Source organism: Providencia vermicola (genome assembly GCF_010748935.1).
GTDB lineage: Bacteria > Pseudomonadota > Gammaproteobacteria > Enterobacterales > Enterobacteriaceae > Providencia > Providencia zhejiangensis.
The window spans coordinates 59,279-84,360 of the sequence record NZ_CP048797.1 but is presented as its reverse complement, the minus strand read 5'-3'; the positions used below and the strand labels follow the sequence as shown (position 1 = coordinate 84,360).

At 51.2% G+C, this 25,082-nt stretch carries 19 protein-coding genes and 1 pseudogene; 2 read left to right on the top strand and 18 right to left on the bottom strand.

Going from position 1 to position 25,082, the window contains the following annotated elements; genetic code table 11:
• Window positions 1-21 precede the first annotated feature (21 nt).
• The 8 genes from G3341_RS20055 to G3341_RS20020 form a co-directional block, all read right to left on the bottom strand.
• On the bottom strand, window positions 22-1,299 hold the full coding sequence (locus tag G3341_RS20055; RefSeq protein WP_000170087.1) for a DUF3150 domain-containing protein: 1,278 nt from the start codon (window positions 1,297-1,299) through the stop codon (window positions 22-24).
• A 199-nt stretch (window positions 1,300-1,498) separates the two neighbouring features.
• On the bottom strand, window positions 1,499-2,509 hold the full coding sequence (locus tag G3341_RS20050; protein ID WP_000706865.1) for a YqaJ viral recombinase family protein: 1,011 nt from the start codon (window positions 2,507-2,509) through the stop codon (window positions 1,499-1,501).
• Window positions 2,510-2,571: 62 nt separating this feature from the next.
• Complete coding sequence (gene bet / locus G3341_RS20045) at window positions 2,572-3,561, bottom strand: phage recombination protein Bet (RefSeq protein WP_001282585.1); 990 nt, start codon at window positions 3,559-3,561, stop codon at window positions 2,572-2,574.
• Window positions 3,562-3,655: 94 nt separating this feature from the next.
• Entirely contained in the window at window positions 3,656-4,186 is a 531-nt protein-coding gene (ssb, locus tag G3341_RS20040; RefSeq protein WP_000987165.1) for a single-stranded DNA-binding protein, read from the bottom strand.
• Between the two features lie 60 nt (window positions 4,187-4,246).
• The gene (locus G3341_RS20035) at window positions 4,247-5,155 is read right to left on the bottom strand and encodes a hypothetical protein (protein WP_000739139.1); all 909 of its coding nucleotides are present in this window, start codon (window positions 5,153-5,155) and stop codon (window positions 4,247-4,249) included.
• Window positions 5,156-5,165: 10 nt separating this feature from the next.
• Complete coding sequence (locus G3341_RS20030) at window positions 5,166-6,134, bottom strand: AAA family ATPase (RefSeq protein ID WP_000085160.1); 969 nt, start codon at window positions 6,132-6,134, stop codon at window positions 5,166-5,168.
• A 219-nt stretch (window positions 6,135-6,353) separates the two neighbouring features.
• Window positions 6,354-6,539, bottom strand: a complete 186-nt coding sequence (locus G3341_RS20025; RefSeq protein ID WP_001186917.1) for a hypothetical protein — start codon at window positions 6,537-6,539, stop codon at window positions 6,354-6,356.
• A 303-nt stretch (window positions 6,540-6,842) separates the two neighbouring features.
• Window positions 6,843-7,163 carry a hypothetical protein gene (locus tag G3341_RS20020; protein ID WP_000547566.1) on the bottom strand — a complete coding sequence of 107 codons (321 nt, stop codon included), beginning with the start codon at window positions 7,161-7,163 and terminating at the stop codon, window positions 6,843-6,845.
• A 294-nt stretch (window positions 7,164-7,457) separates the two neighbouring features.
• Here G3341_RS20020 and G3341_RS20015 point away from each other — a divergent pair, with 294 nt between their 5' ends.
• Both G3341_RS20015 and G3341_RS20010 read left to right on the top strand, forming a co-directional pair.
• Window positions 7,458-8,099 (top strand): hypothetical protein, encoded by a 642-nt coding sequence (locus G3341_RS20015; protein ID WP_000796664.1) that lies wholly within the window; start codon window positions 7,458-7,460, stop codon window positions 8,097-8,099.
• A 341-nt stretch (window positions 8,100-8,440) separates the two neighbouring features.
• On the top strand, window positions 8,441-9,082 hold the full coding sequence (locus G3341_RS20010; RefSeq protein WP_223854615.1) for a hypothetical protein: 642 nt from the start codon (window positions 8,441-8,443) through the stop codon (window positions 9,080-9,082).
• Between the two features lie 38 nt (window positions 9,083-9,120).
• Here G3341_RS20010 and traN read toward each other — a convergent pair whose 3' ends face one another.
• From traN to G3341_RS20925, 10 genes and pseudogenes are all read right to left on the bottom strand, one after another.
• A complete protein-coding gene (gene traN / locus G3341_RS20005; protein ID WP_212505473.1) occupies window positions 9,121-11,916 on the bottom strand; it encodes a conjugal transfer mating pair stabilization protein TraN in 2,796 nt (931 codons plus the stop codon).
• Window positions 11,917-12,031: 115 nt separating this feature from the next.
• Entirely contained in the window at window positions 12,032-13,039 is a 1,008-nt protein-coding gene (locus tag G3341_RS20000) for a TraU family protein (RefSeq protein WP_000983282.1), read from the bottom strand.
• On the bottom strand, window positions 13,036-13,707 hold the full coding sequence (locus tag G3341_RS19995; protein ID WP_000575345.1) for an EAL domain-containing protein: 672 nt from the start codon (window positions 13,705-13,707) through the stop codon (window positions 13,036-13,038). Before G3341_RS19995 ends, G3341_RS20000 begins: the two co-directional genes overlap by 4 nt.
• Window positions 13,704-14,969: a TrbC family F-type conjugative pilus assembly protein gene (locus G3341_RS19990; RefSeq protein WP_001447719.1), complete on the bottom strand. Its 1,266-nt coding sequence runs from the start codon at window positions 14,967-14,969 to the stop codon at window positions 13,704-13,706. The genes G3341_RS19995 and G3341_RS19990 overlap by 4 nt, the downstream gene beginning before the upstream one ends.
• On the bottom strand, window positions 14,932-15,462 hold the full coding sequence (locus G3341_RS19985; protein WP_001010740.1) for a S26 family signal peptidase: 531 nt from the start codon (window positions 15,460-15,462) through the stop codon (window positions 14,932-14,934). The genes G3341_RS19990 and G3341_RS19985 overlap by 38 nt, the downstream gene beginning before the upstream one ends.
• Window positions 15,459-15,776, bottom strand: a complete 318-nt coding sequence (locus G3341_RS19980) for a hypothetical protein (protein ID WP_000351984.1) — start codon at window positions 15,774-15,776, stop codon at window positions 15,459-15,461. Before G3341_RS19980 ends, G3341_RS19985 begins: the two co-directional genes overlap by 4 nt.
• 14 nt (window positions 15,777-15,790) lie before the next feature.
• Window positions 15,791-18,238, bottom strand: a complete 2,448-nt coding sequence (gene traC / locus G3341_RS19975) for a type IV secretion system protein TraC (protein ID WP_000637384.1) — start codon at window positions 18,236-18,238, stop codon at window positions 15,791-15,793.
• Window positions 18,235-18,942, bottom strand: coding sequence for a DsbC family protein (locus G3341_RS19970; protein ID WP_001259346.1), 708 nt, complete (start codon window positions 18,940-18,942; stop codon window positions 18,235-18,237). Before G3341_RS19970 ends, traC begins: the two co-directional genes overlap by 4 nt.
• 148 nt (window positions 18,943-19,090) lie before the next feature.
• Window positions 19,091-24,577: an Ig-like domain-containing protein gene (locus G3341_RS19965; protein ID WP_000606835.1), complete on the bottom strand. Its 5,487-nt coding sequence runs from the start codon at window positions 24,575-24,577 to the stop codon at window positions 19,091-19,093.
• Window positions 24,578-24,676: 99 nt separating this feature from the next.
• Window positions 24,677-25,048, bottom strand: a pseudogene (locus G3341_RS20925) (LuxR family transcriptional regulator); the annotation flags it as partial.
• Window positions 25,049-25,082 lie beyond the last annotated feature (34 nt).

Here is a 25,082-nt window from a genome sequence, read left to right as displayed (position 1 = left end):
TCGGTTTAGTTGAAGTGACTATTAGAAGAAATAGTCGCCATCGTCGTCAGTTTTAGGCAGCTCCTGGTTGAGAGGCTCCTCTGTCGTCTCCTCTTGGACAGGCTCTTGCTCTACCGGAGTTTCCTCAGGCAAAACCAGCTCATCCTCAACATCAACACGCTCTTCTCGAACCACATCACCGGCATTGGATTCATCTTCCGATTCACCCTCGCCTCGTTCTGCAAAACTCTTGAAGAAGTTGTCGATGTCTTCATCCAGGTCAACAGAGTTACCACCGCTGTTAGTCTGTTCTGATTGAACAGATTCAGTACCACCTACCTGTTGCTGCTTGGTTTCGCCACCCTCTGTTGCAGGGATAAGCTCACCGGCTTTATCGCTTTTCTGTTCGGCCTTTTCATCTTTAGAACGGTCCCCCATCTGGGCTCCCGAACCGCCAATGTCATTAGCCATGCCCTCTACAGTAATCGAGCCATTGGCATACTGCTCGATGCGGTCCCTCTCGCTCATGATCAGCACTGCGGCCACGACCTGATAAAAGAAAGGCGCAACGATGTTTCGGCCATCGGCATGTTGCTCGTATCCCCGGAGGGTTTGGTCGAGCAGCTTGACCAGAGGGTTAAAAGCGCTGTTCAGGAAGCTAAGCCCATCCACCTTGTCGCGGATGTTACGGAGTGTCTGCCGAGTAGTGACCGCACATTGGTCTCGACCGGCCAAACGTTCCATATAGAACTTATTCGCTTCCTGAACCACTTCGGAGATGAGATCGTCACCCAGGCGCTCAACCTTGCGGTTAAGGCGTTTGGCGTTGGCCTCATCTTCGTTCACAGGCTGGATCATGAACACCTGGTACTCAAAGCCAATCCGCTCCTCGACCGTTTCCTTTGGAAGGGCTCCGGCACGGATAGCTCGTTCATACTCAGGGTTCTCCTGACACCATTCATCCACGGCTTTGTTGTAACCTTTGATGAAATCCTGTTTCAGTTGGTTAAACTGAAAGTTGATGTCATTCAGCTTGTTACAGATTTCATCGGTCTTGCTGACGGGTACGGCAAATCCGTTCATGAACGGCATACCGAATTTCAGCAGGAGGCGACGAGTTTCTGTTTTCAGGCGATGAAAGCCTTTCAGCTTAGCCGGATCACAGATCTTCTTACTTCCCAGTTGAGCTACTTTCTCAGGTGGAATTTCACCACCCTCGCCCAGCTTGAGATCAGATGCAGACAAACGGGTTTGTCCACTCCAGATGTCAAAGTCTACGTGGATAACACAGAGGCTTTGTAGATGGTTCACTTTAGTCATGATGCACTCCAAAAAGTTGGGGGCGCACCACGTCCCGAACCGGGCGGATGCGCCCGGTTGGGCTAGTAAATTAACGTTAATTTGCTGTTTGTTTTTGGCGACCAGCTATCGCACTTTTCGCTCTCCGAAGAGAACAAAATCTTGCTTTCCGTTGGAGACTCCCAGAATCCCCAAGGGAAAGCGGGGGAAAATCCCCCACTCACCAGTAGAACGTCTCTACTTCTTCCGGCAAATCATCAAGAGGAGCAAGCACGTCCTCATCAACAATGTACCGTGGCTTCACAGAGCCAGTAACCGTTACACGGCACCGCTCTGATGACTTCTCTCTGTACTGGTCAACATCCTCAGGCTTCACGCCTGACGCCTTATCAGCCAACAGCTTTTTGTAGTCTACCCGGCCAGCCGCTTTGTATCTCGTTACCATCACACCGCAGTAGTCGGCATGGAAGTATTCCCCCATGAGGGACTTCATGGTGTCGAGATGAGGCTTTTGCCTTTCTTGAAGCTCAGACAGTCGCTGTTTCAGCTCCTGAATCTCTGCATCATAGAGGCGGTATTCCTCAGCAGCAGCAATCCAACGGTTGACCTCTTCACCTTGCGGTATGTACAGGTCTCTCTCTGGATCTTTGTCGGGCTCCTTCTTGTCTACTACCTGTTGCCAGAACTTTTTAGCCTCGGCCAAGATTTCTTGAATCATGGCTTCGTCTCGGAGTATTGGAAACTCCTGAATCTGACCTTCAAAGTAGAAGACTAACCAGCCTTGCTTGGCCCCCGTTACCAGGAGCTGGTGTTGCACCTGCGGGTAATAAAGCTGGTATGCCTTGCTGTTTGCTTTCTCAGCACAAACATCTTCCCAGACAGTCGCACTCGGGCTTTTCAGCTCGACGGGCTCCCCGTTATCTCTCAGGCCATCCAGGGAGGCCCTCATGAGCGGGTATTGAACCGATTCGACACAGGCGGGGAGCAGCATGTCATCATACTTCTCCTCGAAAGCGCGTCTTGCAGCATCTTCGTTTTCTATCCCCCGGCGAACCAGCGGATTAAGACTCAGATCGACTTCACGCGCATACCCAGTCTTCTCGGCCCACAGTCTCCATCGTGTTTTGTACGGAGACCGATTGAGCAGGATAGCGGCGTCAGTGGCTGTTACACCTTGACGCCGCCAATCAAGCCAATCTTCCTCGCGTTGCGATAGGTTGACTATTTTCATGGACCTCTCTCCAATGGTTAGGAGGGAGATCTCCCCCAGCGGGGGAGTCCCCCCCGTTGGGGTTAGTAGTAACTGCCTTCCGCGCCCTCCTCTTCTGTAACAGGGATCATGTCCTCGTCACTCAAAGGCGGCATTTCTTCGGCACCAGGTTCAGCATTTGCAGAACCACCAGCGGCGGACTCTTGCTCGTGCGCTTCCTGGTAGTCAGGTTTCGGAGGCTCCATTTGATCCATCTCCTTGTCACGAAGGAATTGAGTCGCATATTGCAGTTCCGAACCTTCATACCGTCCCTTCACATACTCATGCGCCGCAGACCATGCGTTTTCAGCAATGGCGCGATTTGCGAGTTTGGTTAGGATCGGGTCAAGCTCTTTGTGCTCAATAGCCAAAGGCTCTTGGCTTTGAACTTGAGATGGTGAAGGGAGATTGGCAATAGCCGGGTTAATGGCCGATGCCTGCTCCATTTCACGGATGCGTTCAGCTTCATCCTGGTCATAAATACCAGAGAAACCAAATGCGACACGAGAACACTGGATCAGCGACTTGTGCCGGAGTTGACGCTTGGTGTGCGTTTGCCAGGGGCCATCAACAGTGTAAGCACCATTGCGACCTTGACCCTGAAACGGTTCACGGTACACCTCATCAATGAACTCCTTGATGCGGATAGGGCGAGATCTGTCCTTACGGTAAATCACGCATTCAATCCACTCAGGGCAGTCAACTTTCGCCCCCTGCATTCTGACCATCTTGTCCGAATACACGAACTCGACGCCATCATACTGGGGATGCTCGTTGATGATGCGGCTCCAACCATCAACACCTACTACCGGAATGATCCCATTTTGCTTGTCAGGAAACGCATAGATTTCCCGAGTGAAAGGGTTCAAACCGTACTGTTCAGCCACGATCAGGAGCGTCATCATCTGCTCATCGGTCGGGGCACTTCCATCTCGCTGCTTGAATGCGGTCGCCTTCAAAGTTTCATAGAACTTTCGGGTGTCCACGCCAAACCGGCTTGCGATACGGGTTACAAGAGATTTGTTATCAGACATGGTGTTTCTCCAATTCACGAATGAACGGTTTGAGGACACCATGACCCCCTCGGGGCATGAGTGCCCCCGTGGGGTTTAGTAAGAGTTGGCGGTGTTACCCGCCAGCCAAGTGGTGCAGCCGCATGAACGGGATGTCATCATCCCAGCCATCAGGAGCGGGACCATAGCCTCCGCCCATACCACCTTGCGGTGCTGATTGCTGCACAGGAGCAGATTGCGTACCGGCTCCTGTACGTTGCCCTTTTTGGGGCGCTGCACGTTGAGAGTTGTCCTGAGGTGCATTTCCACGACCACCAAGCATCTGCATTTCAACGCAGTGTACTTCGGTGGTGTAGCGCTCGATTTGTTGGCTGTCAGTCCACTTCCGGGTGCGGTTGCTCCCTTCGAGATAGACTTGGGAGCCCTTTTTCAGGTACTCACCAGCGACTTCCGCCAAACGACCTTTAAGCACAATACGGTGCCACTCAGTATGCTCTCTTTGCTCGCCAGACTGCTTATCGCGCCACGTATCCGTTGTTGCAACGTTGAAGTTGGCAACGGCAGTGCCGCTTGGCATGTAGCGAATTTCCGGGTCAGAACCGAGATTACCGACCAGAATTACTTTGTTGACGCCTTTAGACATCATGACCTCCAAGTTATTTGGAGAGGGCCAACGCCCCTTTCGGGGAGCAAGCCCCCGTAAGGGTTAAAAAAAGTGATCCTCTTGTTCGGCGTCGATCTCTGCCAGGCGAATCAGCTCAGATACAAGGCCAAGCCTTTCTGCATCTGCTCTTACTTCGTCGTAGCTGAAACCAAACCGTTCAATGAGGGGTTTTAGTGAATCAAAACGCTCGTAGTCGAAGGTATCACCCTGTTCATCACAGAATGCCACCAGCGGCTTCTCTACGTTTGAAAAGTCATCCGCGAAACGCTGTTGCAGGTAAACCAACATCAGCAGGGGTTTGTGACCATGTTCCGGGCGGAGTTCACCAGCGCCTTCCAGCGTAGCTGGATGGATAGTGTTTTCGCCTAGTCCAGTGCTAACCCCAAGCTCATAACCGCTGTCAGTACGCATCAGCACACTGGGTAGCAAGTCATTTGAGCCTTCGCTCCGAGCAACCTCAAAGCCGATTAAACCGGCTCCTTTGGCAAAAACCCCAGCAACAAAACCTTTGAAGAGGTTTATGTCACCTGGAGGTAACTCAGAGGGCGGAGATAACAGCCAGTTGAGAGATCCCAAGCTGGCTGTTTGTCCGGCTGAAACATTCCCCCCTTCCAGCACCGTCTGTGTCTCTGCGTTTACCAGCACCTCATCCAGAAAGGTGTACCCCTGGCTGAGAAACTGTGACACATACTGGCTTTCTTTGTCCTTGTAGGACATTGGGATCGTGTCTGGGCCGTTAGCTTCAAAAGGTCCTTCGAGCTTTGTCTCAGACCAATTTTCAGCTTTCCCATCAGTGACGGTTCGGCGTAGCTCGACCATCGTGAATTGGCCTGGCTCCGAGGAGCTGGGCTCCCGGAGCAACTTGTAGCCAATGAAGACTTCTATTGTGGTTTCGTCATTGCCCCACTCTTTAGCAGTGTAACGACGGCACAAACAGTCATTTTTCTTCATGCGTCACCTCTTAGCGCCATTGGTCCCCGAACACATCCTTCGCAACACGCAGGATGGCTTCACGCTCCTCTTTGGCCGCACGGATAAGCAGAGCTTGATCCAAGGCGTATTCAAGAGCATTTGGGGCACCACGGAACGCTAGAGACAGTTTCGCCCAACGCACCAACGTCCGAGTGGACATGGTGACGCTGATCTGACCATCTTCACCGTTTTCGCCAAGAAACAGTTTGCGGACCTGATTAGCAATCCGAACCATTCCCTTCCGCACATTTTCCGGAAGTTTCGGAGTAGCACGGCCAAGAATGCTGAGTTCAGCTTCCTCATCCGCATACCCTACTTTGGTGAAACGATAGCGATCCATAGCTGCGAGGTTCTGCATCATCACCCCCTGGTACAAACCAGAAGCATCACCGGACCCCGTAGAGTTACCAGTAACGACCACACGAAACATCGGGTGCGGCTTGATGATTTCCCCGCCATTCTGAGCGATCACAAGGGGACGCCCTTCAAGGACATCGTTGAGACCAGCCAGCTCGGCAGGGTCGGCCAAATCCACCTCGTTGATGAGGAGCAGATGACCTTCACGCATAGCGACTGCCAGAGGTCCATACATGAACTTCATGACAGGTGGTTGACCAGGCTTTTCCGCGACCAGAGCGTGATGTCCAATCAGATCTGTCAGCTCCATCCGCCCGTGGGCAGTGATTTGCTGAACAGGCCAGTTGAGACGACCAGCGATCTCGGTGATACCTGAGGTTTTGCCAGACCCGGTAGGGCCGGTTACGAACAATGCGTCACCGCCAGGCTCTTTGAGATAGGCCAAGACCTCTCGCAGAAACTCTTTGCGGAAAACGTAGTTGGTATCAGTGGCAGGGATGAAAGGGTTTGAACCGTCAGCGTAGCCGATGGCCGTTACCTTCTCCGGAATGCTGGGCATACCGAAAACCTTGCTTACTGAGAATTGAGAGTATTGAGACATAGGTGCGCTCCTATTGTGACAGGCGCACCACGTCCCGAACCGGGCGGATGCGCCCGGTTGGGCTAGTAAATTAACGTTAATTTGCTGTTTGTTTTTGGCGACCAGCTATCGCACTTTTCGCTCTCCGAAGAGAACAAAATCTGCTTACTGATGGTATTCACCATGAGTAAGAAGACTTTTAAGGAGCGAGGAGAGTAGCCTCTCCTGGAGGCTACTCCCTCAATGGACGAACATCACCACATCGTCGTTTTGACCAATGACCCCGGTTTCTTTGGCCCACTTCACTGCTTCACTGTGCGCCTGGTAGGAGCTGGAATACAGTTTCGGATCAAATTTCACCTCGCGTCCATCAGCCAGATAGATGATGCCTGCGTGATCGTCGTAAACATGAAGATTCTGTTGCATTCGACATTCCCCCTGTAGCTTGTCGTCAAAGCCAACTGACACCAGAAGACTTTGAGGACAAGCCACAGAGGCTTGACCAGAAAGAGAGGGGTTGCCCCCTCCCTTTGCGTTGACTATCAGCAGTAACCGAACGATTCAGCGATTCTCACGAAAGGACGAGAGATTGCCCAACCAGCAGGGATACACAAAGCGATGATAGCGATTTCCATGATGTTGCTCCTAAGCAAAAAGGGGCAACATCCCCGTCGGGGTATGGTTGCCCCGATGGGTTTGAAAGTGTCGAAGATTACTCAGCGACAGTTATTACCAAACAAGTTCCTTGCCCTTACGAAGGTAAGTCGGGATTTCGAGATAATCCCAGTCAGGTTCTTGTTTAGCGACTTCTTGAACTTGAGTTACCTCAGGTTCAACGACTGCTTTGGCTTGTTCAGCCTTGGCAGCACGTTCTTTGATGACGGCCTGTACAGACCGCATTGCAGGAACTGCGAATTTGTTCCAAAGGAACAAACCGATACGCTGGAACACTTTAGCGAGAACGATGAAGGAAAAAGCAAATGCCTTCGCGCCTACGTACAGTGCGCCCAGAGATGCAAGCAGAACTACAATGAAAGTGATGATGTGCATGGTGTTGCTCCTATGTAAAAAAAACAGGGGCAACACCCGAAAACCGGGAGAAGCCCCCGGCTTGGGGTTAAGTAATGCCATACGGCATAAGACTAGATGCTGTTTGTTTTCGGAGACCAGCTATCTCACCTATAGCCGCAGAGCGACTAAGATGATTCAAATATAGCTCACCTTTGCTAAACAGAAAACGCTGTAACTGTCCATTTTGGGCACTTCGAGAGGTCAGGTTACAGATTGACCGCATTTATCCTTTCCAGTGCGTTTATCTGTACCTCAAATTTAGGAGTATCTCTAATGGCAGAAGCACAAGTAGCACTGGACACAAACAACGACCGCAGCAACCACTACTCTCGCCCTGTTTTCAAGCAAGTTCTGAAAGTAAACAGCCTCCAAGCTCAGCGCGTCATGGAACGCAGCTTTGAGCGAGTTTCCAACTCCCTGTTCTCCATCGACGTGATCCTTCGCATCATCGGTGAGCAGGACGAAATCGACCAGGTTGAAACCGTCATCCTGGAACACATTTCCAAGGTCTCCGAAGACCTGGACAAAGCTACCGCCCAGCTCAACAAGCTGATGGAAGACAACGGCATCGACATGATGCCCGGCTACACCAACCCGAATGAATACACCATCGAGATCAACTCTCCTCAGGTTGCTCAGTTTGCACACCTGATCCGCAAACTGGATACCCTGATGGGGATCGTTGACACTCTCTGGCTGAACACCGTACTGACCAGCAAGCAGCGCACCGACGCCACTTACCAATGGCAGCAACGCCTCATCAAGCTGGCCGGTCGAATCATCGGCATCGAGAAACGGGCTCGCATTTCCGCCCACAGCAAAGGCAAAGAAGGTGAAGTGGCCGAAGCCGCTCCGGAATCTGCAACCGGCGACAAGGAAATCGCAGACGAAGCCGAGAAAACAAAAGCAGCATAACCCAGCCCAAACCTTTGCCCCTCGCCCGAGGGGCTTTTTTTTGTCTTTTATGGTTGCATTTTTTGATGCTGTGATATTATCGAAGTAAATCAGATTCAACTCAGGTAAGAACGGAGAACAACATGAAAAAGGCTTTAATCACCACCGTGGCTCTGGCTGTAGCAGCTCTATCTGGCTGTGCATCCACCAGCAGTTACGAACCCACAGCGTACAAAACCAATCACAGTCGCGCTTACAACATCGCGGAGGCCGGTGGCCTGGTAACAGGCATCCAAGACGCTTCTGTTCCGCGTGACAAGCTGGAGCGTCTGACCGACACCAAAACGTTTGGGGCAGCCTACGTGCTGTCTGGCTACATGTCCCCTCAGCTCGGAATGACCGACTGGCAAGGTGGCTTGGTCAACCTTGCGAACTGGGCTATCGGCCCCAAACAGCATGGCGCTCGCAATAGCTTGATCGCTTGGATGCCTGCTAACGAAGCAGTTTCACCGGCAGACGCTCAGGCCAAATTTCTTTCACATGTGAAAGTTTCCATTGAGTCAGCGCTGACTGATTTGGGTGCCAATTTCACGCTTCTGTATGACAAAGACGGTCGCCTAACCTATCAGTTCTACAAGAATGAATGGGGTTGCCCGACGTGGGTGAACGGACAAAGTAAGGTAGCTGACATGTGTTCCGTTAAGGTGAAAATCGTGGAGCCTCGCCTAGGGTCAGCTCCTAATTTTGTCTCTGGCGTTCAAGGTACAGCGTATGCCTTCACATCAGGCCATGAGACCGCATACAACTTTGTGAATGTCGGTAATGGGGCAGCAAGCCATGCTCCTCAGCAAGCGATCTACGCAGCTATTAGCAAACAGCTACCAGCTTGGGCCTACCTCTACCTTGCTCCAAAATCGGTTGAGCTGGATAATGGCGAAAAAGTTGCTTTCCCTTACCTTCTTGATCAGGGAAAAGCAGAGTTATTTGTTTACCCAGAAGCGTAATCAATCTACATGAGAAAGGGGCCGAAAGGCCCCTTTTTTTATCCACCACCAGTTGGCGCGCCTGTTTGAGGGTCTATGCTGTTTGTCGCCTCTTTTCGCTTCGCGTCAATATCAATCCCTTCCAACCGCTCCAACGCCCTTTCCTGAGCATTCTTCCGCGTCCCGTCAATATTGAAGTCATTCCCTGCTCCAGTCAGCGAGTCGAGATTTATTGAGGCCGGATCAGGGAATTTACCGTTCTGCTGTAATATCCCAAGCCACTCATCCAAATTAATTTTGCTCCAATCAATTTCGGCAATTTTATCTAGTGGAATCCCTTCACACTGAGGATTTTTGGGGTCTCCAAAGTTCTGCCCCAATTGAGGGCGAACCTGTTCTTGTATAATACGAGAGAGCGGAGAATTGAAGCAGCAATACGCTTCTCTTTTTTCAATACAAGCGCCCAACACCTTAGATTTACAATAAGAGCCTACATAGGTGCAATTCTTGAGCGCTCTTTTTGCGTTCATAGTGAACTCTTCTTCCTCGCACTTATAAATCATCTGGATCATCACCATCGCAACGACATAGACGGTATATATCGTCATGGCAGTGCTAAGCCATGTTGTCGCAGTCTCCATCATTGCTTCGGCAGCTTGTTCAGATGCTGCGGCAGCCGCCTGCTCTGTTGCTGCATCTTGGCCTGCTGATTTCATGACATCCATCATCACTTCTTTGACTTGCTCTTTGAGCTGGTCAATGAGTTGATCAACAAACTGCTCTACAGGCTGGAAGAACGAATCAACAGCACCTGAAACGTTCTCTATATAACTTGTGAACGGTTTTGTGACTTCTGTCCACCCTTGAAGGGCAGGTTCCCTAAGTACCTGATAAGCACCTTTAAGCGCATTACCATCAGTCAGCCCCATCACTGCGCCATCGAGCTTTGGAACGGCCATTATTAGGTTCAGATAATCGGCAAGAGATATATTGGTTGGCTTTTCACAGCAATCAGAAACTCCCCCAACAGCTATCTTGCATTCGCCAGCTTCCCCTGCAAAAGCAGAGCAAATAACGTTTTCATCCCCGGTAGGATTGTCATCCCCATCTTGGCCTGTGCAGCTCATATCCTGCGTCATGAATTGGGCTGCATTGAGCAACGCAGTAGCGCGAGCAAAATCAGTGCTTTGTGTTTTGGTCAAATCAAGGCAGTCATCTCCCATGCAGCGTATAGGCCCACCGCACTGGTACTCAGTTTCCTTTTCCAAGGTCGGAACAGAAACATCTGTACCACAGTCATAAGTATCCTCGTGGACGTAGCACGTACCAGAACTTCCCTGAGCACCATCAACACATTTGGAACTGATGAAGCCGCACTGAGGGTTTTCTTCATATTTCTGACAGCTATCGAGATTCCCGCCCGTGTTTACCGGACAGTGCGTTTCACCTTGAGGGTCTGTCCAGCAGTCCATTTGCCCCTTATAGAAGTCATAGTCAGCTTTAACTCGAACCTTTTTGCATAGTTTTGGAATACCAGGCAAAGGTGACGGCTTGAGTTGAGATTCGCAAACTTTGATCCCATTGATGACTGTGCAGCCAGTAGCATCAGTCGGGTCATCTATACATGTGATCTCGCCTTCCGCAAAACCATCTACCACCCCTTTGGCTGAATCCATGCAGCTCTGTGGAGCCCACTCATCCTTGGTAATGGCTTTCGATGGGTCATAGCGGAGTTTTATGCGGCCAAAACCCTCACCTTCGCCACTTACTGAAACGCGGATCTTAAACGTAACAACATCACCATCTTTCACGTTCTTAAAATAGGGAGTGATATCAACATTAGGGTTTCGCTCCCAACTCGTGGAGAGCTCACATCTACCGGCTGTTTCTGGAGGGAAGTTGCCATCTGGGCCAGACCACACTTTAGTCTCTTGGCCGGACTTACCGACCCACACTTGCATGTAGTCATCCCACTTGGCGTATTCAAGCGTTGCAGACACTATGGCATCTGGATTGCTGACTTGGACCCGCGTGTACTCCTCATAAATCTTGCAGTTACCACTCCAGTAGTTGTCCCCCACTCGACCAATCCACAACTCAGTACAGCCTTCTCCACAAGATTTGAGGTTATATGGACCATCATAGTGCTTCACCACAGAGGCGTCGTAGTCATGGACAACCTCACAGTCCGCGCTTTGATCTACAACACGCTGACACCGTTCATACTCTGGAATGTGGGCGTTGATAGTATTCTGATTGATGGTTGTTTCGGCAGAACAATCCCCAAAGCCACCTGCGATGAGGTCCATATCCTCATAGGTCTTTTTGCTTAGATTTAGTACCGGGTCATTACTGAAATCAGGGCGTGATCGATTAGAGGCATCGAGAAGAACCTTGTATGCCGCACCAGAGATTGATGGATTAGCACTATTGGCATCACTCCACAGCGACCCTTTTGCATTATTCCCCACGCTGTCCATGTCATCGCCAGAGTCGTAAATGCCTTGCAGACCGCCCACATCAGGTTTATTGGCATCAGGGAAGTAATAACTATCAGGTTTATTGTTGGTCCCGCTCGTTCCGGGGAATAGATCATTGACATTAATCTGACTCCCCCCGTTCATTTGGAATTGACCGTCTTTCAACGTCGGCATAGAGATTGTGCCATCTTGCACAGTCCCCGAGCTCGACTTGAATGAGTTTGAGAGGTTTTGTCCGAAAGCCTGGGCCTCTTTACCCACCGCTGTGATGTCCTGGTCTTGGCTACCGTTAGCGTAGGAATGTATCGGCAGCGCAGACATGGTTACTGTCAACAGCGAGGCCACAGCTTTCATAAAGTAATTATGACTTCGCATTGTGTTCTCCATTTCAACCTTCCCATGCTATCTGAGAAGACAAGGGCCACCTGTACGTGTAGTGGCCCTTTTGGGGCATAATCTAAAATGCCCGTGCAAATTCGTTAGGGTCTGCTCAATTGTTACAGCAATCATTCCATCGCCAGATGGTGTAAATAGGGTCTTGCCCAATTGCCGGTATAGTTCGCGCCAGACCCCACGTAAGAGTGGATTCGCCAATTACGTGAGATGAGTTTGTCTCTGGAACCGGATGCAATAGCGTGAATTTGTACTGCGTTTTGGGTAGTGTTGGGCTAATAACGCCTCTACACATAGCCTCAGAACCCATTGTCTTCCACGCTAACCCCCGGCGATGCAAAGCAGCCAGAACCCTTGTGCTAAGAAGACTGCTATCGCGGATAACACCTTTTCCACCATTCTGGTTGCCACTAAATGGATACAGGGTGCCCCATGAACCAGCACACCAGAAAAGCTGTTTTAAAGGTTTTCCAGCGGTTGATGAGACAGCATCAGCAGTACACGCAGCCGCCGCAATTGGGTTTGCTACTGCCGCCGCCTCTGGATTGGTAAAAAAAGCGAGCTCATCATTGTTCCAGGTCGGGTCGAGCTCCGACATGTACATGATGTCGAGATCCATATACCCATCAGCATTACAGGTCTGCTTAATAAATAAATCGAGCATCACCAACAGAGGAAACGCATAGTAGTGATAGTGCATAAAAGAACCATCACCACCATCCATGTCTCCCATGCCATGATGCCCTTGGTTAGTCCTATCAAACGGGAACCTGACACCATTCAAGACTGATGAGCAGCCAGGCACTCTCTGAAATTCAACGAGCCGTGCTGGCTCCCACATAGAAGTGGTGACTCCAGGCCGAGGGACCCCTAGATTATCCTCGCACATACACAGAGGGTTGCTTACGGCTTCACTCGGGAATGATCCGCCTCCACCACTTATAGGAACCCCTGCTACTTTGATAGGGAAAATACAGCTCCAGCAGATGTCAGTAATCAGTTTTCCGCCGATCACTTCCGCATTCTGGCACCCAGGGTCAGCCGATACCGAACCAACCCAAAAGACCGCGCTAACGGCCATGATCCGTAGAATTTTTTGCATCATGGTAAGGCCTTTACGTAATTCAAATTTTTCTCCATGACAGCAGGCTTCCCGTGATAGAAACCTTGTTGCCATGACAGTCCAAGTAATTTGGCGCTCTCCCCCAATGGGAAGCTCTCCACCTGCTCAGCAATGAGCTGTATGCCTTTTCGGCGGCAGTGGAGGATGGCCGGGTAGTCTTCAAGCGACCGCAGTCTTCTCGCGTCAAACTTGCAATAGTGCCAGTCATAACGGCTCAGGCGATCCAGAGAAGAGTTTTTGTCTCCATAGTCATCCAGCGCCAGCTCAACCCCTATTTCGGTCAGAGCCTCCCATCTCGATGCGAGAGAGGCGTCCTGAATGCCCTCTGTAATCTCGATGACAAGCCGTGATGAGTGATTTTTAGCAATGTCGCGGACAACCCTACACCACGCCTTGAAGATGACGTCTGATTGCAAAGTTTGTTCGGAGACATTCAGAAAGAGAGCCGGGTACAGATCCAAGCAATAATGAAGGTTGTCCTGAATGAACCGTGCCATCTCCATATCCACCAGTCCCCAATAAGGAGGAGATGACAGAGAGGATGGTGTAAGAACCCGGCCTTCGTCGTACCAACGAGCCAGTACCTCAGCAGCGACAAACGAACCTGTGCCGACGTCTTTAATTGGTTGGAAAGCCGGGGCAAAAATCATTCACCGCCCTCCTCAGCAAGTTCGCGGACAACAAACTTCTTGCCTCTGGCAGTAATGACGCTCGGTGTGTGCTCCAGCTCGAACCGGGTAATCAGATCTGGCGTCAGCAGATATACCGGCGCGTCAAAGTTGTCGGTGACACTCTTGTAGGAATCCCAGCCTTTGTCTTTGTCGAACTCTGTGGCGATATAGGTGATCCGTTGTACGCCAGGCTCCAGCTTGATTTCAGGCAGCTTCTTGGCGAGTAGTTCCATTTGCTTTTTGTCCAGCGGGTCGAAAACTACGACCGCTTGGGTAAATGGCCGCGTTCCAGGCTTGCAAACTTCCTTCGGATCGCACAATGGGTTGATCACGTCACCCGCGTGAGCGAACACAGTGCCATCCGGAGTGCTGATGTCACTGGTGATCATGACGCTAGGGTCAATTTCTCGTGTTCGAGATTTTGGCGCTCTTGGCAGCTCATTGAAATTCTGCTTGGTCCAGAAGCGCTCTATAGCCTGTTTCTTCTTCTCTTCCCAGTCGATATTGGCAAGGCGTTTCTTGGCAACATCAATAAGGTCTGGCTCACTGATTTTCTCCACCGGCCCCTTAACGCCGAGATCGCCTTTTTCTCCGTTATCCACTTCCCGAGCCAACCATACCGGGTCGGACAACCCGGAGACCTGGGCGACGACGTTTGGTTGTTCGCCAGGCAGCGGCTCATCCTCCAGCATCACAATCGTGGGAACGGCTGTGATGTTGTACGTTTTGAACAACGTAGGGTTGATGATGATGTTCGGCACTGGGTCTTTTTTGGCCGCGAGCGCCTGAATAGCTTTAACTCCCTGCCCCAAGTTCATTCCTTCCGGGATGCCACGGAACACAATTACAGAATCAGGCTGGCCTGACACCGCCGTTAGGACGTCATCTAACCCCTGTTCGCCAAGAGACAACGAGGCGAAAACCAGTATCCGATGGTCAGAGTAGATACCCTTTTCAGCCTGTTTCCGGTGCATCTCCTTGAGCGTTGGGTTAGTAGTTTGGAGCTGCTTGAAAAATGCCTTGGCTTCGGCCTGAGCCTCGTCCATGTGTTGGTTTTGCAACAGAGATGGCATTTCCATCTTCTGGGCCTTTTGGGCAATTTGCTTTCCTTGCTCAATAAGCGCCTTATCCTGCTCTGTGAGCGGAGACTCTTGAGCGTATGCCCCGCCAGCCACAGAGAACATCAACGCCACCAGAACGCTCTTAGAACAGGGGATATGCGCGGCCAATGATCTGATCATTTTTCACAGTCCCCCAGTAACGTGAGTCGAAGCTGAATGGGCTTTTGCCCATAAACCAGTAGTTGTTCTCTTTCAGCGTGGTCTTGCCGTAAAAGTGGCTCTCTGGCAGATGTAGTTTCCCTGCGAGCTGGAGCCCCTCTCCGACGACATCACCATTGACGGTGATCTTCCACTTATCGTTGATCTCGACTTTATCCCCCGGCATACCGGTGAGGATTTTGACCATGCGAGTCCCGTCCTTGTAGAAAGGCTGCATGTTCTTGGCTTGGAAGGCGTAAACCGCTCCCCTCTCCAGAGTTTGGTCGTTCAGATCAATGAGGAAGAAGGTGTAACCCGGCAGGCACTTCTCCTGTTGTGGATCAATGCCAATACGGTAGCGGCTGGCAAAGGCCGCACCAGCAGCCCAAAGAACCACTAGTGTCACACCTGCCTTAACCCCGAAGCGCTTCCAGGATTCCTTTTTGACGAAATACTTCTTGAGTGGAAAATTCATTTCAGCACCTCATCAGGGAGGTACACGTCACTTGGAGCCCCGACGACAGCACTTGCGTCAAGGACCAAATAACCTGCGTCTTTCAACTTCAAAATTGCGTCATTGGTCTTGACCATCAGCCTTTCAACTTCCTCCTGAGAGGCACCAGCGGGATACGCCGACGCCACTTTAGCGAAGTCAACCACGACCACTGGCGGGGTTTGATTCAAACGCTGATGGATGCTTGCCGTTTGTTCGCTCATCACGTAGTAGCTACCGCCGAAGCCACCAGCGGCACCGAGAATGGCGGCGATTGCGATTGATTTAATGTCCATTACTGTCTCCCTGGTTATGCAGCCTGCCGACGGCTTCGCATTACGGCCTTGATTGCCTCAGGTATGCTCATGCCTTGTTTCACAAACTGGTCGATGGCGTTAACGTCCACCGGATCGGTCGAATAAAGTAGCTTCTGGAAGTCGCCCACTATCAAGCGACCGACGCCCATACCGCTCTTCGATTTGATAAAGATTTCTGAGTACACGCCTTGGATGGTGTGTACCGTTTTGAGGGTGTGGAACCCGCCCTCTGAAAGGGTCAGACGACCGCTACGTTTAACAGATTCCACGGTTTCTTCGGTTTGGCCGAGCAAGTACATGCTGGCCGAGTTCTCCGCGATGGCGCGGCCCACTGCGTTCTCATAGAGGTCGTTGATGGACTGCGTTGCAATGACAACGGAGCCACCGTACTTACGGAATTTGCGGTAGGCATGTTCCATGAAGACCGAGACCTCGCCCTCTTTGAGCAGGTCCCAGGCCTCATCCACGATGACGACTTTCTTGCGGTTACGTTCACCCAGGAATACTTCTTGCTGGATCTGGTAAATAAGCTGGAGTAGTACAACCTGACGCAAGTGCTTACGCCCTTGCAGTTCATCGAGCTCCAGTACAGTGAACTGGTTCTGGAAGCTGACGTTGTTCTTGCGAGAGAAGTATTTCCCGTAGCTGCCCTGCGACGTAAAGGCGTAGAGCTGCTGACCAATATCCTTGAGGCGCTGGTCATTTTCTTCTTCCAGGCAGCGCTCAGCGATGTCGTCAACCTTCATCTCTTTACCTTTCTCTTCCCACAGGCGAGAAAGGACCTGTTTCAACGCAGAGATTTGCCATTCATCCAGCAAGCCCTTAGCCGAAGCCATCGCACAAACGAGGCTGACTATCGCGTCTTCTTCGTCCTCGTAGTTCTGTATGAGCTCAAACGGGTTGAGGCAGACGTGCGTTCCTTCTTCAAAGTGAACGAAGTCGCCATTGAGCATTTCCGACAACTTCTGGTAGGACTTACCGGCATCAATAACCCAGACCTGAGCCCCCTCGGACAAGTAGGAAAAAATCAGTTCGTTGGTAAGGAACGATTTACCCGAGCCGGATTCGGCTGCGATCACCAGGTTCTTGTTGGTATTACTGTCGTGAAGAGACAGACTCATGAGCTGGCCGTTGCGGGAAATCAGCGCTGCATGATAGGTCCCGGTCCCCTTCCATTCCCCAAACACCGGCAGGACCACAGCAGCCTGCTCGGTTGTCATGGTCTTGTAGCGGAATAGGTCTCGCACTGCATCCCGGTCGGTACAGAATGGCAGGCAGTTGAGGAACATCGGCAGAGCAACGAACTTGTCCTCCATCAGCTCGAACCGAGATTCACGCCAGATGTTTCGTGCGGCCATCGCCGCCGCTTCAACACGTTCTTTGGTTGGAGCAAATAAAACCACCGAGTAGGTGATCTTGACTGGCTTAGCCCCCTCTTTCATGGACTCATAGAGAGTGTCGAAGCTCTCCTTCTTGTCCGCCAGCACCGGCACGAATTTGAGCATCGGCCCGTAGGCTTGGTTTACAGTGAACTGGCGTTTGCGCTCCAGAGTGTTTTTCGTGCTTTCTGCCTCAGGGAAAAAAACATTGGTCACGACCATGTAGTTTTCTTTGATGCTGGAATTGCCGCCGCTGAGATCCCCGGCATAGGTCAACGCATCACCAAAGTAGAAAACGTCAGGCAGCTTTTTCGCTGACATGACTTTCGCGTGGTAGTCACCCAGCCTGATGCCATTCTTGCTGACTTCCACGTCGGTGCCGTAATCGAAGATTTGCTCGCAGATGGGCTTATCCATCTCCCAATCCACAGAGTCATGTCGCCATGAAGCATCTGGCCCCCAATTCAGGATGGTGCTCATGATCCGGATGTAGTTCACCGCCGTCATTGTGCGAGGACGCAGACCAACGGTTTGAAGCGATGATTCGACCTTCGTGCGAAGCTGTGCGAGCTGCTGGAGTTCGCTTTCAGTCGGGTTATTGTTCTTGATGGGGACTTTGCACGTAACGAACAGCTTGAGGTCTTGGATCAAGCCATTGTCGTAGATACCTTTGTTGGTCTTGGCAAATATGCGATCTGTCGTGTGGTGCTGGAGGAAGTTAATCCGTTCCTTGATAACAGATGTCAGCAGCTCGTGACGGAAGCCATCACGCAAACCCATCATCCGGTACATCTCCTGATTGATGTCCGGGGAGCGGAACAGGACAAACTGGAGCGTAGTCTTCGACGGGAACTCCTGATTCAGGAAACCGTTCATTCGCTCCTGAACTTTTTCATCGGCACCACACAGGGGCTCACACATGAAACCAAAGCCTGCACTGTGATCATCCATAAGGAAGACATGATCGTCTTCGTCATAGGCCAGGACAGGAATAATCCCGGCAGCTCGCAAGTGCTCCGGGATCAACGTTTCTTCGAGTTTCTTTTTGATGGTTACGATCATTCAGCACTCTCCAACCATGATTTCAGGTTCTTCGGACGTCCTTTGCTGACACGACCATCCGGAGCAACAACGAACGGAACGCCCTCAATCCCAATGAAATGAGCTGTCAGCAGCGTTTGGTCGTATTGGCCGGGGTCGCAGGTTTCTTTTGAAGGAAGGGAACCCAGGGTGTTGTTCATCAGCGCATCAAGCGCGTGGGTTTTGTCTTTCGCGCAGTACAAGTTTTTTGCCAGGCGGTTGGACTCAGCACCCAGAGCTGGAATCACGATAAATTTAAAGGTGTAATCATCCACCAGCGATTTGGCATCACCCATGAGCTGATGGCAAACCGCGCACCTAGGATCAACAAAGACCACCACCTCTTTGTCACCACGCCCCATCGACACAGTGTTCAGCGTGTCCACATCCATGCCCATGCTCTTGAAGTGGATACGCTCCGCTACATCCCTCATTTGGGACATCGTGTTGAGGGGCTTCTTGCTCCACAGGTCGTAGATTTGTCCTGAAATAACAAATCGTCCGTTTTCAGAGAGGAACATGATCTGCCCATCACTTTGGACGGCTCGAACCCCTTTGATGGGTAGCTCTACAATGTCCTCTATCTTCGCCGCTCTGGGATCGGTGATTTCCAATTTCGATGACGCATGAGCCGTGCCGGTAATAATCCCGAACACCATCAGCGCCCCAAGTAATTTTGTCCGCATGTCTATCCCCTAAGATTGGATTACTGGATGCTGGGCAGTGTATCCGGGGGATGGAAATAGACTCGCCTCTGTAATAGCCCAATTTGGACAATTCCAGCGCGATACAAAAAAAAGCCCGGTCTGAACCGGGCTTTGAGAGGAATGAACCTTAGTTCATGGTAACAGCTTCGGATTTGCCCCCAGAGTCATCGACCCCAACCAGAGAGATGGTCGGCATCGTTTCATAGGTGCCCTTGCTGATAGTCACTCGATCAGAGCTGATGCTCTGCAACTCACCGGCAATGGTCCATTCGTAGGACTTCATGCGGCCATCGGTATCTTCGCAGTTCGCATAGACGATCCACGACCCAACGGTCTCTCGTGAGCTCAGGCTACATGCAGGCAACTTGTTCTCTGCAACATTGATGTTCACCTCGCCCTCAGCTTCATGCCCCATTTCTGAGGTTATTTTCAGCTTGATGCTGTGCTCACCAGCGCCCAGAGTTGCTCTGCCGTAGTAACCACTGCTTTCCAACGGTGTACCATCTACCGAATAAACACGAGTCGAAATACGGTCGCGTGGGTGGCCGCCAGAAATGTACGGTCGCAACAGCACATCCAGAGGCTCACGCTCGTATTTGTTCGAGCCAGAGTATTGCAGGTCAATGGCATAGGGCGCTGCCTGGCCGATCTTGAGCGGTTGCTCGATCACGGTCTCATGGCCGCGAGCATCACGGACAGTGACCTTGATGTTGTAATCACCCGGCTCATTGATCACAAAGGACCGGACAATATCCTGCCGCTGATCCTGAATCACAGCGCCTTCCGGCAACTCCCACTCGTAGGTCGGCTCTTCCAGCTTGCCGTTGAAGGCAATTGGCCGCACTGACGCGGTGATCGTCGCAGGAGCCACGTCTGCGTTCTTCCTAACCTGCATTCCGAAGCTCGGCCATACATACTGCCAAACGCGGGAGCGTAGGCTATGCGAAGCCTCTGCACCCTGATCTCGGTATCCTTCGATCCAGGTGGTGTACTTCGTTTCTACAGTAGCCTGATTGAGGTCAGTGTCAGAGGGTTCGTACTCAGCAGTATCACCCTGCACAATCGAGCCATCAGGCAGCGTGAAGAACCCGTTCAGCTTCACGTCCATCCCACGGTAAGGCAGGCTGGTTTCGGCTTTGAACACATACTTCTTACCGGTCTCAATAACTCGCGGCCCTGTCACGTAAGGACGAGGTGCCTTCACTGCTCGGAAGTCAACCGCCGTTTTCGCAACTTCATAGGCATAGCCGTCATCAGCCGGTGCCGTGGCAGAGCGCACACGAGCCCACAGGCGGTATCGGGTTTCTTCATCGCTCGAAAGCGTGATGCTATCCCCTGTCTGCGCGTAGGTTTTGCCACCGTCAGTAGACCACTCAACAATGGCATTGCCACCGGAGATTGGCTCATCGTTCAACGTCAGGTTCGCTGTGTACTTGCCTTCACTTCCGACAAACAACGTGGTCGGGCCGATAACAGCAATATCAGGTTTGTCGTAAGCGACAACACTGACCGCTTCGGTGTACTTTTCCGCACCTGAGTTGACGTTCACCACCTTGGCCCGAACCTGGTACTCCCCCTTGTCGAAGGTCTTCACAAGCTGATACTTGTATCGATCTTCTGGGATGAACTGCTCCCAGGTTTTACCGTCGTCCTTACTGGTTTCCCACACAACCTGGCCGGTAGCCCGGAGATCCTGACGGTCGTCCAAAGATAGCTTGAACACAGCAGTGAACGGAGCTTCACCAGACAACTTGCGAGCCTCCACGCCAGCACCGATGGCACCACCGCGAAGCACTGTCAAGAAGGCAGGTCTGATAGACAACTCTGTGCGGTTGTAACCCTCAACAGGGCTTTCCAGAACAGCCTCAGCAGCGATACGGACGGAGGAAGTATCCACACCAGACAGGTCTACTGAGAACTGAGCTTCACCGTTCGATGCTTCCGCATAATCAGTGAGCGCAACCGTCTCGTTGTAGGCCTTTTGCTGGATCAGGCGTACTTTCCACACCCCCATCGTGTTAGCGTCATAGTCACCATCAGGTTTGTACTGATCACGGATGAGAACCCTAACCGGCAATGCCTGGGTGTCAATCGCGGTATCACCTTTAACTTCAACGATAGGACGGATACTGTCAGAAGGTGCAGAGATAGCCCGGTAGACAACCTCAGTCTTCACATCAGGCACCTTGTTGTAGGCCGCGTTCACCTTGTAGGTGGTCTCCTCCCACAACGCTCGCTCATCGGTATTGATGCGGCGATACACCTTATTGGTGGCACCCCATCCCGGAGTGAAGGTCTCAGACTCAAGAACATCCGAGTTGCGCGATATGGCAATATCCAGATCAGCTCGTTCAGAGTTGATAATGGCATCACCCAGGTAGTTACCTGTCATCGGCACCAAGTAGATGTTGTCTTTGAAGTTGTAGTCGGAGGCTAGTTCAACGGTCGGAGCTGGTGGGTCAACCGCTTCGACATTGAAAGTCTCGTCGTTCAACGTCACCCTAGTGCCGTTACGGGTGAAAATACTTACCCGCCACCCCAGTGGATGAACGCCGTTGGAGGCCAATGAACCAGAGAGCGAAGGTGATTCCGATAACGGGTCTTGGACCAATCCATCGGGGATCTGCTGCCACTCGAACAGACAGGCACGGCTTGCACTACCAACAGCCTTGTTCGCGGCCTCTTTTTTCGCACGGTCTGCGCTGAGGGTTATAGAACAGTCTGGCCCCTTGCTCTGCTTGAAGTTCACATCAAAATCTTCAATGACGCGATTCACCTGAGCAATGTCATCAATCGGGGTGTAGCCAACAGAGCCATAGGCAGTAGTTACCGTCAGGTTCTGAGAGCCAGACCCAACTTTTACCTTGGAACCGTCACCACTGAACAGGTACAGGCTGTATTCGACAGGTTGTTCACCAATGCTCACAGCCTGCCCCACCAGCCCAGCAACTTTCATCCCGTTGTTGTCCTGCGTAGTTTGTTCAGCCTCATCTGGAGTTCTGTCCCACTGGAGCAAACACACCGGGTCACGAATTGGGTCTGCGGCCATAGCCACATCCTCTTTCGTGGTGAACCGGCAAGGCACACCCGACTCTGGCAGGGCATAGATTTTCACTGGGTCAATGACCTGGCGAATTGTCCATGATTCAGCAGAGAGCTTAGCCGTCCCTTTCCAGGTATTGATGTCCACAACCAAGATGGGTGAGTTCGGCGCGGAGGTCATGACAAGAAGGCTGGAAGAGCCGACCACATCAGGAACAGCAGGTTTAACCGGAATGCTCAAACGACCACCTGACGCACCGAAATCATGTTGGCTCATGATCCCCATTGTCTGGCCTGGCTCGATACGCACCCCATTAACCACCAGCGGTACTTTCGCATCAGAACGTAGGGTCGCAAACACGTCGTATGAACCTGTCACGACAGCACCATCACTGAGCGTCAGCGGCTTGGTTTCGATGATCCGTTTGCCATCTGCATGAACAAATTCATGAGTGACAGCGGGGACCATGACCTTGCCATCCATCCCATCCGCCAGCATTACCTGACGAGGTTTGTACTCGAAGCCAACAGCCTTTTGAACCGCATTGCCTTGTGCATCCTCACCGGAAACAGTCAGCGTGTAAGATTCCCCTTCCTTCAAAGAAGGGAACATTACCGGGTACTCAAGGCGGAATCGACCTTTCGACTCCTCACGCCAAGACAACTGCACCTTGTCATTGGCAGGCCCCCCTACAAGGGCAATAGAGGTCAATTTAGGTGAAGGGTCGATAGCATCAGCCAAGGTAATAACAACATCATCTAGAGTCTGGATAGCTGCTCCATCTGCCACACTGAGTGTCATGGTTGGTGGCGTTCTATCAGACGTTATCTGGAACATTGGTTGTCGCGTTAAAGGCCCGTGCATCTCCTCTGCTGCGGCAACAAGACTGTATTGCCCCTCAGGGAGAGTTTTAAGATCCCACTGGTAAGTGTAGTTCTCCCAGTTGTTGGCTATTAACCCACCAGTTGGAGACAGCTTGTTGCCTTTGCTATCTTCAATCCATGCACTTCGCAGACGCAGCCTATCAAAGTAAGCGCCTCGTCCTGGCTGGTTAACGAATAAGGTAAATACCTTGCTATTTTGATCGAACTGCTGACTTAGCTGAGGGTAGTGCTGATCGTTCCAGTTAACCTCTGCCCAAAGAGGATTCGAGCGAAGAGATTTATCCGGATTGAAAACTGTCGCATTATCGTGGACGTACCCTGTTGTGCCTTTAGCCATTGTGAAGCTATTTGCAATCACGCAGCTATCTTGACCAACAGGAATTTCACAGCTTCCCCTGTGAACGGCAGTTTGAACGTAAGGCCTTGGTTCAACTTTGACACGGATACTACTAACAGTGACAGGAAGAACAGAATTGTTCACCCAGTAGCGGTAAAAACTAGACCATCCTATATCACTGTAATTGTAGTCCACACCCAAAAGTCTGGGACTTTTAGGCGCTGATGGAGAGAGTGTGAGGTTATAAGCAATACCGCCTCCCCCCCACTGGCCGAAGTTCACCCAACGCCAATAATTGCCGTCGGTATTGCCATAAGGTGCGGTTGTGACGAGATAAACATAGCTGGCATCTTCTCCTACCTTGGACATCTCTCCCAAGGCATTGGTCATATTTATCCCACCTTCTCTATACTCATGCCAGTTATCACGCGGAACACGCCAAGCTAACTTGATTGGGTTAGTTTTAACTGTCATGCCCTCAGTGTAAGCAACAAATCCGGTTAATCCAGGGCCTAAGTTGTTTGTACTTGAAGGGTCATAAACACCAAAAGGTGCAGACGGAGCATTGGTTATGCTATCAAACATCACTTTTTGACGAGGTGAAAGATAGCTATTTCCAGCGCTATCGCTTATCTCAAACTGAAGTGTAAACACTTCATCCAAGTCAGAGGCTGGGAAAAAGCCAGATTGGAAAGACTGTCTAGCTTGTCCGTTAGCGTCATCGTAGTTCACGGATACATCTTTGTAGAGTGAACCGTCTTGACGATACAGCTTTGCTTTGACGCCTTTGATGGGTGACTCATCAGAGATTCCTGACAGCAAAAAGGCATTATCCTCAGAGCCACCTAGACCCAGTTTCCAAACATCACCGCTAGTAACCTGCCCATAGTTACTATAAACCGGGGCAAGCGAAGAGTAGGTTGGCGGCGTCACATCGACAGTAAGAGGGTATTCATCCGTCTGTACTGTAGAACCATCAGAGGCAAGAATTTCCGCCCTGATAGTGTATGCCCCACCAACTGGAGCTGGTAGTTGAAGTTCCGCACCATAGTAGGATTTTCCACCCACTGTGATGCGATCAGTAGCCCCAAGAAGGTGGCTGGTCGCTGTCGAAACCACTGTTCCATCCGACCGAAGCACCGAAATCTTTACCTTTCGGTCGATACCGGCACTCAAGGCAAACGAGATATTGCCCGTTGGGTTGGCATAGTTGGCATTCGGAGTCAGAGACCGTTGCGTACCATCTGGAGCCTTAAAGGTGTATTCCAGCAGCTCTGCATGAGCAGCACCAGCGGTAAGAACCGCCAGAGCCCCAAGCATCGCCGGAATTTTAGGCTTGAAATTGATCATCGCATTCTCCATTCGTTTTGAGTTACAAGAACCCAATGCTGGAGGTTACGGGAGGGAGTGCATAAACATGGGCTGTGGAAGTGCCCTTTTTGAGCAAATAAGGAAATCCTGAATTGTGTGGGAGAGTGTGTTCAGCGTGGTGTGCTTGGTCAAGACCGAATGGGCTACGGATTGAGAGGGCACGATGGGTGCATGCTGTCTGTCTGCTGATTGCAGTAAAATTAGTGGGATGACGCCACAACTCATAAAAAAAGGTTTAATTGGCGGACTGGAGTGCGTCTCGCTAATAAAACTGTATAAATCCGCGATCACCAGATGCGGTTTCCATTGCAAAATATGCTCTTTTGCTAACAGGAGATTATTGATTCCTGATACCAGAAATGAGGAGCTGAACCTGCCAGAATGATTAAGCAAGGCCTCTATCCCTGTGCGGGTAAAGTGGCACCGGTCAATCACTAAAATTTTAAGCATAAACGTTTCGCATTCAGAAGAGGGGCAATCGACT

Bases quoted from the DNA above. Each gene is read 5' to 3' on its own strand.
- G3341_RS20055 (WP_000170087.1), bottom strand. From the start codon at position 1,299: ATGACTAAAGTGAACCATCTACAAAGCCTCTGTGTTATCCACGTAGAC.
- G3341_RS20050 (WP_000706865.1), bottom strand. From the start codon at position 2,509: ATGAAAATAGTCAACCTATCGCAACGCGAGGAAGATTGGCTTGATTGG.
- bet (WP_001282585.1), bottom strand. From the start codon at position 3,561: ATGTCTGATAACAAATCTCTTGTAACCCGTATCGCAAGCCGGTTTGGC.
- ssb (WP_000987165.1), bottom strand. From the start codon at position 4,186: ATGATGTCTAAAGGCGTCAACAAAGTAATTCTGGTCGGTAATCTCGGT.
- G3341_RS20035 (WP_000739139.1), bottom strand. From the start codon at position 5,155: ATGAAGAAAAATGACTGTTTGTGCCGTCGTTACACTGCTAAAGAGTGG.
- G3341_RS20030 (WP_000085160.1), bottom strand. From the start codon at position 6,134: ATGTCTCAATACTCTCAATTCTCAGTAAGCAAGGTTTTCGGTATGCCC.
- G3341_RS20025 (WP_001186917.1), bottom strand. From the start codon at position 6,539: ATGCAACAGAATCTTCATGTTTACGACGATCACGCAGGCATCATCTAT.
- G3341_RS20020 (WP_000547566.1), bottom strand. From the start codon at position 7,163: ATGCACATCATCACTTTCATTGTAGTTCTGCTTGCATCTCTGGGCGCA.
- G3341_RS20015 (WP_000796664.1), top strand. From the start codon at position 7,458: ATGGCAGAAGCACAAGTAGCACTGGACACAAACAACGACCGCAGCAAC.
- traN (WP_212505473.1), bottom strand. From the start codon at position 11,916: ATGCGAAGTCATAATTACTTTATGAAAGCTGTGGCCTCGCTGTTGACA.
- G3341_RS20000 (WP_000983282.1), bottom strand. From the start codon at position 13,039: ATGATGCAAAAAATTCTACGGATCATGGCCGTTAGCGCGGTCTTTTGG.
- G3341_RS19995 (WP_000575345.1), bottom strand. From the start codon at position 13,707: ATGATTTTTGCCCCGGCTTTCCAACCAATTAAAGACGTCGGCACAGGT.
- G3341_RS19990 (WP_001447719.1), bottom strand. From the start codon at position 14,969: ATGATCAGATCATTGGCCGCGCATATCCCCTGTTCTAAGAGCGTTCTG.
- G3341_RS19985 (WP_001010740.1), bottom strand. From the start codon at position 15,462: ATGAATTTTCCACTCAAGAAGTATTTCGTCAAAAAGGAATCCTGGAAG.
- G3341_RS19980 (WP_000351984.1), bottom strand. From the start codon at position 15,776: ATGGACATTAAATCAATCGCAATCGCCGCCATTCTCGGTGCCGCTGGT.
- traC (WP_000637384.1), bottom strand. From the start codon at position 18,238: ATGATCGTAACCATCAAAAAGAAACTCGAAGAAACGTTGATCCCGGAG.
- G3341_RS19970 (WP_001259346.1), bottom strand. From the start codon at position 18,942: ATGCGGACAAAATTACTTGGGGCGCTGATGGTGTTCGGGATTATTACC.
- G3341_RS19965 (WP_000606835.1), bottom strand. From the start codon at position 24,577: ATGATCAATTTCAAGCCTAAAATTCCGGCGATGCTTGGGGCTCTGGCG.